Consider the following 11811-nt stretch of genomic DNA (forward strand, 5'->3'; position numbering starts at 1 on the left):
GGCCCCGCGCTTTCGAACACTAGGGAATTCCCGCCGGAATTCCGACGACACTCGCCACATGGATTCCGCCGGTGAGTGGCGAATCCAGGTGGCGATCCGAACGTACCGCCCGCGCGGCGTGGAGAAGTCGGACGCCATTCACGTGCGGCCGTCGGCTGTCGAGATGGGTTGAGTTGAGATGGACAACGAACAAAAACTCCGGGATTACCTCAAGCTGGCGACGACCGACCTCCGACGCACCCGGCGGCGGGTCAGCGAGCTGGAATCGGCGGCCCAGGAGCCGGTGGCCATCATCGGCATGACCTGTCGCTACCCCGGGGGCGTTCGGAGCCCCGAGGACCTCTGGCGGATGGTGGAGGCCGGCGAACACGGCGTCAGCCCGTTCCCCACCGACCGCGGCTGGGACCCGGAGGCGCTGTCCAGCACGTCGACCGCGGCCGGCGGATTCCTGCACGACGCACCCGACTTCGACGCCGACTTCTTCGGCATCTCGCCGCGCGAGGCGGTCGCCATGGACCCGCAGCAGCGCGTGGTCCTGGAATCCGCCTGGGAGGCGTTCGAACGCGCCGGCATCGACCCGACGTCCGTGAAGGGCAGCCGCACCGGTGTCTTCATCGGCGCCATGGCCCAGGACTACCGCGTCGGCCCCGCCGACGGCGCGGAGGGCTTCCAACTCACCGGCAATACCGGCAGCGTGCTGTCCGGCCGCATCTCCTACACCTTCGGCACGGTCGGCCCCGCCGTCACCGTGGACACCGCCTGCTCCTCCTCCCTCGTCGCCATCCACCTCGCCACCCAGGCACTGCGGTCCGGCGAGTGCACCCTCGCCCTCGCCGGCGGCGTCACCATCATGTCCGGGCCCGGCACCTTCATCGAGATGGGCCGCCAGGGCGGGCTCTCCGTCGACGGCCGCTGCCGCTCCTTCGGCGACACCGCCGACGGTACCGGCTGGGCCGAGGGCGTCGGCATCCTCGTCCTGGAACGCCTCTCCGACGCCGTCCGCAACGGCCACCACATCCTCGCCGTGGTGCGCGGTTCCGCCGTCAACCAGGACGGCGCCTCCAACGGCCTGACCGCCCCCAACGGCCCCTCCCAGCAACAGGTCATCCAGCAGGCCCTGGTCAACGCCCGGCTGTCGGCCGGCGACATCGACGCCGTCGAGGCGCACGGCACCGGCACCACGCTCGGCGACCCCGTCGAGGCCCAGGCGCTGCTCGCCACCTACGGCCAACACCGCCCGGACGAGCGGCCGTTGCTGCTCGGCTCGGTCAAGTCCAACCTCAGCCACACCCAGGCCGCCGCCGGCGTCGCCGGCGTCATCAAGATGGTCATGGCGATGCGGCACGGCGTCCTGCCCCGCACCCTCCTCGCCGAGGAGCCCACCCGGCACGTCGACTGGACGCAGGGCGCCGTACGGCTGCTCACCGACACCACCGACTGGCCGGCCACCGGGGCACCCCGCCGCGCCGCCGTCTCCTCCTTCGGCATCAGCGGCACCAACGCCCACACCATCCTCGAACAGGCCCCCGAGCCCCAGGCGGAGGACCCCGACGACGCCCCGGAGACCGCCCCCGCCGCGGTAGCCGGCGTCGTCCCCGTCCTGCTCTCCGGCCGCACCCCGGACGCCCTCCGCGGCCAGGCCGCGGCCCTGCGCGTCGCCCTCACCACCCACCCGCACTCCGCCCTGGTGGACCTCGGCCACTCCCTCGCCACCACCCGCGCCGGCCTCGAACACCGCGCGGTCCTGCTCACCACCGACCCCTCGGAACTGGCCGACGGCCTCACCGCACTCGCCGACGCCGACGCCCCGGCCACCGCCCCCGCCTGGATCGCCGGCACCACACACCCCGAGACCCGGATCGCCGTCCTCCTCACCGGCCAGGGCGCCCAACGCCTCGGCACCGGACGCGAACTCGCCACCCGCTTCCCGGCGTTCGCCGCCGCCCTCGACGCGGCACTCGACGCCTTCGCCCCGCACCTCGACCGCCCCCTGCGCGAGGTGCTGTGGGGCACCGACGCGGCCCTCCTCGACCGCACCGAATACGCCCAACCCGCCCTCTTCGCCGTCGAAGTGGCGCTCTACCGGCTCGTCGAGTCCCTCGGCGTCCGCCCCGACCACCTCGCCGGCCACTCCGTCGGCGAGATCGCCGCCGCCCACCTCGCCGGCGTCCTCTCCCTCGCCGACGCCGCGACCCTCGTCGCCGCCCGCGGCCGCCTGATGCAGGCCCTGCCCGAAGGCGGCGCGATGATCGCCGTCCAGGCACCGGAGGCCACCGTCGCCCCGCTGCTCGCCGGCCACGAGGACCGCGTCTCGCTGGCCGCCGTCAACGGCCCCAGCGCCGTCGTCCTCTCCGGCGACGAGGCCACCGTCACCGCACTCGCCGAGCGGCTCGCCGCCGACGGCCACAAGACCAGCCGGCTGCGGGTCTCGCACGCCTTCCACTCGCCGCTGATGGCACCGATGCTCGAAGCCTTCCGCGCGGTCGTCGCCGGCCTCACCCTCCACCCCCCGCTGCTGCCGGTCGTCTCGAACCTCACCGGCAAGCCCGCCACCGTCGCCCAACTCACCTCCCCCGACTACTGGGTCGACCACGTCCGGCACGCCGTCCGCTTCGCCGACGCCATCGACTGGCTCACCGAGCACGGCACCACCGCCTTCCTCGAACTCGGCCCCGACGGCGTGCTGACCGCCATGGCCCGCACCTGCCTGGACGCCACCGACGCGGACGCCGTCACCCTGCCCGCGCTGCGCGCCGACCGGCCGGAGGAACGCACCCTCGCCACCGCCCTCGCCGGCCTGCACGTCCACGGCGCCCCGGTCGACTGGTCCGCCTACTTCGCCGGTACCGACGCCCGCCGCACCGACCTGCCCACCTACGCCTTCCAACGCCGCCGCTACTGGCCCAAGGCCCCCCAGGGCAGCGCCGCCGACCTGCGCTCCGCCGGCCTCGGCGCCGCCCACCACCCGCTGCTCTCCGCCGCCGTCTCCCTCGCCGACGCGGGCGGCGCCCTCCTCACCGGCCGCCTCTCCCGGCACACCCACCCCTGGCTCGCCGACCACACCGTCCGCGGCACCACCCTGCTGCCCGGCACCGCCTTCCTCGAACTCGCCGTCCGTGCCGGCGACGAGGTGGGCTGCGACCGCGTCGAGGAGCTCACCCTCGCCGCGCCCCTGCTTCTGCCCGAACAGGGCGGCGTCCAGGTCCAGTTGTGGATCGGTAGCCCCGACGCCGCCGGCCGCCGCGCCCTCACCCTCCACGCCCGCCCCGACACCGGCGACGACACCTCCTGGACCGCCCACGCCACCGGCGTCCTCGCCAGCACCGATCCGACCCCCGGCACCGCCCCGGGCGCCGTCCTCGACGCGACCGCCTGGCCCCCGGCCGGCGCCGAACCGCTGTCCCTGGACGACCACTACGACCGGCTCGCCGACGCCGGCTTCGCCTACGGCCCCCTCTTCCAGGGCCTGCGCGCCGCCTGGCGGCACGCCGACGGCGTCTACGCCGAGGTCGCCCTGCCGGAGGCCGGCCGGTCCGACGCCGAGGCGTTCGGCATCCACCCGGCCCTGCTCGACGCCGTGTTGCACGCCGCGCCCCTTACCGCCCTCGGCGAACGCGGCCGCGGCGGCCTCCCGTTCTCCTGGGAAGGCGTCACCCTCCACGCCACCGGCGCCACCACCCTCCGCGTCCGCCTGACCCCGGTGGCCGACGACGCGCTCGCCCTCACCGTCGTCGACGGCACCGGCGAACCCGTGCTCAGCGTCGACTCGCTCGTGCTGCGCTCGATGGACTCCCACCGGCTCGACACCGCGGCCGCGTTGGCCCGCGACGCCCTCTTCCGCCTCGACTGGATCCCCGTACACCCGGCCGCCACCGACGCCGGCACCATGGCGCTCGTCGGCACCGACGCGTTCGGGCTCGCGACCCACCCCGCGCTCCGCGACGCCGTCCGTCACCCGGACCTCGCCGCCCTCGCCGCCGCGGACGGTCCGGTCCCGAGCACCGTTCTGCTGCCGCTGGCCGGGTCCGACGAGCGCGGGTCCGACGGCTCGGCCGATGTTCCGGCGACCGTGCACGAGCTGACCCGGCGCGCCCTGGCACTGGTGCAGGCCCGGCTGGAGCAACCGGCCTTCGCGGACGCCAGGTTCGTCTTCGTGACCCGAGGCGCGACGAGCGGCGCTGACGTGGCTGCGGCCGCGGTGTGGGGCCTGGTGCGCTCGGCGCAGTCGGAGAACCCCGGCTGCTTCGCCCTGCTCGACCTCGACCCCGACACCGACCCCGCGGTCCTTCCGCCGACCGCCCTCACCTCCGACGAGCCGCAGCTCGCCGTGCGCGGCGACGCGCTGCGGGCGGCCCGCCTGGTCCGCCGGACCCCCGAGGGCGACCGTGCGGCCGGTGTGACGTTCGCCGGTGCGGGCTCGGTTCTGATCACCGGTGGTACGGGTGGTCTGGGTGCGGTGGTGGCTCGGCATGTGGTGGCCGAGCACGGGGTGCGGGACGTGCTGCTGGTCAGCCGTCGCGGTGAACGTGCCGAGGGTGCAGCTGAGTTGGTGGCGGAGTTGGTGGCGGCGGGTGCGCGGGCGAGGGTCGTCGCGTGCGATGTGACCGACCGGTCCGCCGTTGCGGAGCTGGTCGCCGCGCATGCGGTGTCGTCGGTGATTCACGCGGCGGGTGTGCTGGACGACGGGATGGTCGGCGCGCTGACTCCCGAGCGTCTGGCCGCGGTGCTGCGGCCGAAGGTGGATGCCGCCTGGCATCTGCACGAGGCGACCCGTGGCCTCGACCTGGACGCGTTCGTCGTCTTCTCCTCCGTCGCGGGCGTCTTCGGCAGCCCCGGCCAGGCCAACTACGCGGCCGGGAACGCCTTCCTGGACGCGCTCATGGTCCGGCGGCAGGCCGAGGGCCTGCCCGCTCTGTCGCTGGCCTGGGGCCCCTGGGAGCAGACCGGCGGTATGACCGGCACCCTGACGGATGCCGAGGCCGACCGGTTCACCCGCTCCGGCGTCCCGCCGCTCTCCGTGCCGCAGGGCCTCGCCCTCTTCGACGCGGCCCTGACCGGCGCCGACGCCACCTGCGTCCCGGTCCGCCTGGACCTGCCCGCCCTCCGCGCGCGGGGTGAAATCCCGCCGCTGCTGCGCTCGTTGATCCGGGCCCGCGCGCGCCGCGCCGCTGTCGCCGGCTCCGCCACCGCCGGCAACCTCGCCCAGCGCCTCGGCCGACTCGACCAGGACGGTCGCGACGAGCTGGTCCTGGACCTCGTGCGCGGCCAGGTCGCCCTGGTCCTCGGCCATGCGACCGGCGGCGACGTCGACGCCGGCCGCGCCTTCCGCGACCTCGGCTTCGACTCGCTCACCGCCGTCGAGCTGCGCAACCGCCTGAACACCGTCACCGGCCTGCGGCTGCCCGCAACCCTGGTCTTCGACTATCCGACCGTCCGCCACCTCGCCACCTACGTCCTCGACGAACTGCTGGGCACGGACGCCGAAATGGCGGCGGTGACGCGGGTCGCCACGGCAGTCGCGGACGACCCGATCGTGATCGTCGGCATGGCCTGCCGCTACCCCGGCGGCGTCACCTCGCCCGAGGACCTGTGGCGCCTGCTCACCGAGGGCAGCGACGCCGTCTCCGGCTTCCCCACCAACCGCGGTTGGGACGTCGAGTCGCTCTACCACCCGGACCCCGACCACCCCGGCACGTCCTATACCCGTTCCGGTGGGTTCCTGCACGAGGCGGGGGAGTTCGACCCCGATTTCTTCGGGATGAGTCCGCGGGAGGCGTTGGCGACGGACTCGCAGCAGCGTTTGCTGTTGGAGTCGTCGTGGGAGGCGGTGGAGCGGGCCGGAATCGATCCGGTGTCGTTGCGTGGTAGTCAGACGGGTGTTTTTGCCGGTGTGATGTACAGCGATTACAGCGCGATGTTGGCGAGTCCGGAGTTCGAGGGCTTCCAGGGCAGTGGCAGTTCGCCGAGTCTGGCGTCGGGTCGGGTGGCCTACACCCTGGGCCTGGAGGGCCCGGCGGTGACGGTGGACACGGCGTGTTCGTCGTCGTTGGTGGCGATGCACTGGGCGATGCAGGCGCTGCGCAGTGGTGAGTGTTCGTTGGCGTTGGCCGGTGGTGTGACGGTGATGTCGACGCCGGCGGTGTTCGTGGACTTCGCCCGGCAGCGCGGACTGTCGCCCGACGGGCGTTGCAAGGCGTTCGCGGACGCGGCCGACGGGGTCGGCTGGGCCGAGGGCGTGGGCATGCTGGTGCTGGAGCGCCAGTCGGATGCCGTGCGCAACGGTCATCAGGTCCTGGCCGTGGTGCGTGGTTCGGCGGTCAACCAGGACGGTGCGTCCAACGGCCTGACGGCTCCCAACGGACCGTCCCAACAGCGGGTCATTCGCCAGGCGTTGGCGAGTGGCGGGCTGTCTGTGGGTGATGTGGATGTGGTCGAGGCGCACGGTACGGGTACGACGTTGGGCGACCCGATCGAGGCGCAGGCGTTGCTGGCGACCTACGGCCAGGAGCGGGACGCCGAGCGGCCGTTGCTGTTGGGGTCGGTGAAGTCCAACCTCGGGCACACGCAGGCCGCGGCCGGTGTCGCCGGAGTGATCAAGATGGTCATGGCGATGCGGCACGGTGTGCTGCCGCGGACCCTGCACGTGGACGCGCCGTCGTCGCACGTGGAGTGGTCCGAGGGCGCGGTGGAGCTGCTGACCGAGGAGACCGCCTGGCCGGAGACGGGGAGGGCTCGGCGGGCCGGTGTCTCCTCGTTCGGCATCAGCGGCACCAACGTCCACGTCATCGTCGAGCAGGCACCGCGGGCGGCGGCGCCCGCGACGACGGTGCCGCAACGCACGCCCGGCGCCGTACCGTTGCTGCTCTCCGGGCGCAGCCGGGACGCGCTGCGGGGCCAGGCCGCGCGTCTGCTGGCGCACCTCCAGGGGCAGCCGGAGGCGGCGCTCGTCGACGTGGCCCTCTCCCTCGCGACCACCCGGTCCCGCTTCGAGCAGCGGGCCGCCGTCGTGGCGCAGGACCGTGCGCAGTTGCTCGCCTCGCTGGGCGCGCTCGCCACCGGCCGGCCCGATCCGGCCGTCGTCGAGGGCGAGGCCGTCGGGCGCGGCAAGACCGCGGTGCTGTTCACCGGCCAGGGCAGCCAGCGCGCCGCCATGGGCCGTGAACTCTACGACGCCCAGCCGGAGTTCGCCGCGGCGTTCGACGCGGTGTGCGCCGTGCTCGACCCGCTGCTCGAACGGCCGCTGCGCGAGGTGGTGTTCGCCGCCGCGGGCAGCGACGAGGCGGCGCTGTTGGACGAGACCGGGTGGACACAGCCGGCCCTGTTCGCGATCGAGGTCGCGCTGTACCGGCTGGTGGAACGCTGGGGCGTCCGCGTCGACCTCGTGGCCGGGCACTCCATCGGTGAGATCGCCGCGGCGCACGTCGCCGGGGTGTTGACACTGGAGGACGCCTGCCGTCTGGTGGCGGCGCGCGCGTCGCTGATGCAGGCGCTGCCGACCGGCGGCGCGATGGTCGCCGTCCAGGCGACCGAGGACGAGGTGCGCCCGCACCTCACCGACGCGGTGGCGATCGCCGCCGTCAACGGGCCCGCGTCGGTGGTCGTCTCCGGCGACCGGGACGCGGTCGAGGAGATCGCGGCGGACTTCGCCGCGCGCGGGCGGAAGACCAAGCGGCTGCGGGTGAGCCATGCCTTCCACTCGCCGCACATGGACGGCATGGTGGACGGCTTCCGTGCCGTCGCTGACGGGTTGACGTACCGGGCGCCGAGGATTCCGCTGGTGTCCGACCTCACCGGGGAACGGGCAGACGAGGCGCTGCTGTGCACCGCGGAATACTGGGTGCGGCACGTCCGCGAGGCGGTGCGGTTCGCCGACTGCGTGCGGACCCTGCGGGACGCCGGCGTCACCACGTTCCTGGAGCTGGGCCCCGACGGGCTGCTCACCGCGATGGCCCAGGACACCCTCGGCGACGACACGGACGCCGAGTTGGTGCCGTTCCTGCGCGCCGACCGGTCCGAGGAGTCGGCCGCCGTCACCGCCGTGGCCCGCCTCCAGGTGCACGGCGTGGACGTGGACTGGACCGGGTACTTCGCCGGGACCGGTGCCCGCCGCACCGACCTGCCGACCTACGCCTTCCAACACGCCCACTACTGGCCGCAGTTGCCCGCCCCGACCGCATCCGGCGCCGTCGACCCCGCCGACCAGGAGCTCTGGGCCGCCGTGGAGCGCGGCGACGCCCGCGAACTGGCCGACATCCTCGGGCTGGGCGAGGGCGACCTCACCCCGCTGGACTCCCTGCTGCCCGCGCTCACGTCGTGGCGCCGCGGCAACCAGGAGAAGCACCTGCTCGACACCCTCCGCTACCGGGTGGAGTGGACCCGGCTGAGCAAGCCGGCCGCCCCCGTCCTCGACGGCACCTGGCTGCTGGTCGCCTCCGAGACCACCGCCGACGGCGAGGCCGCCCTGCTGGACGGCCTGGCCGACGCGCTCGGCACGCACGGCGCGCGGGTCAAGCGCCTGGTCCTGGACGCGGCCTGCACGGACCGCGCGGTACTGGCCGAACGGCTGGCCCAGGCCGACGGGGTGGACGCCAACACCCACCTGCTGTCCGTGCTGCCGCTCGACGAACGGGCCGCCGACGGCCACCCGTCGCTCACCCGGGGACTGGCACTGACCCTGGCACTGGTCCAGGCCCTCGTCGACACCGGTGCGCAGGGCCGGCTGTGGACCGCGACCCGCGGTGCCGTCTCCACCGGCCCCGCCGACCCCGTGACCCGCCCGCTCCAGGCCGCCGCCTGGGGGCTGGGCCGGGGAGTGGCCCTGGAACACCCGCGGTTGTGGGGCGGCCTGGTGGACCTGCCGGACGCCTTCGACGAACGGGCCGGACAGCGCCTCGCCGGGGTCCTCGCCGTCAAGGACGTACCCGACGGCGAGGACCAGGTGGCGCTGCGGGCGACCGGAGTGGCCGGCCGCCGACTGGTTCGGCACACCGTCGAGACGCTGCCCGCGGCCGGGGAGTTCACCGCCTCCGGCACCGTCCTGATCACCGGCGGCACCGGCGGCCTGGGCGCCGAGGTCGCCCGGTGGCTGGCCCGCGCCGGCGCCCAGCACCTCGTCCTGACCAGCCGCCGCGGGCCGCAGGCGCCCGGCGCCGCCGAACTCCGCGCCGAGCTCGCGGAGTTCGGACCGACGGTCACCGTCGTCGGCTGCGACGCCGCCGACCGCGACGCGCTCGCCGCGGTCCTCGCCGGCCTGCCCGAGGACCTGCCGCTGACCGGCGTGGTGCACACCGCCGGCGTCGGCCACTACGGGCCCGTCGACGCCCTGACCACCGCCGACCTCGCCGATCTCACCGCCGCGAAGCTCGCCGGCGCCGCCCACCTCGACGCCCTGCTCGGCGACCGCGAACTGGACTTCTTCGTCCTCTTCGGCTCCATCGCCGGAGTCTGGGGCAGCGGCCACCAGAGCGCCTACGGCGCCGCCAACGCCTACCTCGACGCCCTCGCCCTGCACCGCCGCGCCCGCGGCCTGGCCGCCACCTCCGTCGCCTGGGGCCCGTGGGCCGAGGCCGGCATGGCCGCCGACGACACCGTCTCGGCGACCCTGCGCCGCCAGGGCCTCGGCCTCCTCGACCCGGCCCCCGCCCTGACCGAACTGCGCCGGGCCGTGCTCCAGCAGGACGTCACCGTCACCGTCGCCGACGTGGAATGGCAGCGCTACGCGCCGCTGTTCACCTCCGCCCGGCCCAGCGCCCTGCTCTTTGACCTGCCCGAGGTGCGGGCGCTCACCGCCGACGCATCCACCGGCCCGGATACCGCCGATGCCTCCGAACTCGTCACCCGCGTCCGCGCCCTCGACGAGCCCGCCCAACTCCGCCTGCTCACCGACCTGGTCCGCACCGAGTCCGCCACCGTCCTCGGGCACGCCTCCGCCGACGCCGTCGCCGAGGGCCGCGCCTTCCGCGACCTCGGCTTCGACTCGCTGACCGCCGTCGAGCTCCGCAAGCGCCTGGCCGCCGCGACCGGCCTGGCCCTGCCCAGCACCATGGTGTTCGACTACCCGACGCCCCTCGAACTCGCCCAGTACTTGCGAGCGGAGGCCCTCGGCGCGGTCCTGGACGTCGCCGGCCCCGTCGCCACCGGCACCGCCGACGACGAGCCGATCGCCATCATCGGCATGGCCTGCCGCTTCCCCGGCGGCGTCAGCTCCCCCGAACACCTGTGGGAGCTGGTCGCCTCCGGCACCGACGCGATCAGCGACTTCCCCGTCAACCGCGGCTGGCGCACCGAGCACCTCTACGACCCCGACCCCGACCGGCCCGGCACCACCTACTCCACCCAGGGCGGCTTCCTCCACGACGCCGACGCCTTCGACCCCACCTTCTTCGGCATCTCGCCCCGCGAGGCCCTGGTCATGGACCCGCAGCAACGCCTGCTGCTGGAGACCACCTGGGAGTCCTTCGAACGCGCCGGCATCCGCCCGGAGTCCGTCCGCGCCAGCCTGACGGGCACGTTCGTCGGCTCCAGCTACCAGGAGTACGGCCTCGGCGCGGGCGACGGAGCCGAGGGCCACATGGTCACCGGCAGCAGCCCCAGCGTGCTCTCCGGCCGCCTGGCGTACGTCTTCGGCCTCGAAGGCCCGGCCGTCACCGTCGACACCGCCTGCTCCTCCTCGCTGGTCGCCCTGCACCTGGCCTGCCAGTCCCTGCGCAACGGCGAGTCCACGCTCGCCGTCGCCGGCGGCGCCACGGTCATGACCACGCCCAACCCGTTCATCGCCTTCAGCCGGCAGCGTGCCCTCGCCAAGGACGGCCGCTGCAAGGCGTTCTCCGACGCCGCCGACGGCATGACCCTCGCCGAGGGCGTCGGCGTCGTCCTCGTCGAACGGCTCTCCGACGCCCGCCGCAACGGGCACCCGGTCCTCGCCGTGATCCGCGGCTCCGCCGTCAACCAGGACGGCGCCTCCAACGGCCTGACCGCCCCCAACGGCCCCTCCCAACAACGCGTCATCCGCCAGGCACTCGCCAACGCCCGCCTGGCCCCCGGCGACATCGACGCGCTGGAGGCCCACGGCACCGGCACCCCGCTCGGCGACCCCATCGAGGCCCAGGCGCTCCAGGCCACCTACGGCCGCGGCCGGGACGCCGAACACGCCCTGCTGCTCGGCTCGGTCAAGTCCAACATCGGCCACACCCAGTCGGCCGCCGGCATCGCGAGCGTCATCAAGATGGTGATGGCGCTGCGCCACGGCCGACTGCCGGGGACCCTGCACGCCGAGGAGCCTTCCTCGCACGTGGACTGGTCGGCGGGGACGGTGCGGCTGCTCACCGAGGCCCGGGAGTGGCCGGCGACCGGTCGTCCGCGGCGGGCCGCGGTCTCCTCGTTCGGCATCAGTGGTACCAACGCCCACGCCCTGCTGGAGCAGGCACCGGAGCCCACCGACGACGCGGCCGTCGCCGCACCGGTGCCGCCCGTCGGCGGCGCCGTCCCGTGGGTGGTCACCGCCCGCACCGCCGCCGCCCTGCGCGGCCAGGCCGATCGCCTGCTCTCCCACACCGAGGCGGCCCAACCGGCCGCCCGCCCGCACGACATCGGCCACTCCCTGGTCGCGGCACGCGCCCGCTTCACACACCGGGCCGTGATCGTCCCGCCCGCCGACACCGACCCGTTGACGGCGCTGCGCGCCGTCGCCACCGACGGGCCCTCGCCCGTGGTCGCCCGCGGCGTGGCGGATGTCGAGGGTCGGACGGTGTTCGTCTTCCCCGGTCAGGGTTCGCAGTGGGTGGGGATGGGTGCGCGGTTGTTGGACGAGGC

The 11811-nt window shown here is 74.6% G+C and carries 1 protein-coding gene; it reads left to right on the forward strand.

The window, feature by feature from the left end:
• Positions 1-178: 178 nt before the first annotated feature.
• Positions 179-11811 (forward strand): type I polyketide synthase (locus ACIQU6_RS39380; protein ID WP_403486566.1); only part of this gene is annotated, 11633 nt, incomplete at its 3' end.

Origin of the sequence: Streptomyces sp. NPDC090442 (assembly GCF_044769405.1) — a bacterium.
GTDB lineage: Bacteria > Actinomycetota > Actinomycetes > Streptomycetales > Streptomycetaceae > Streptomyces.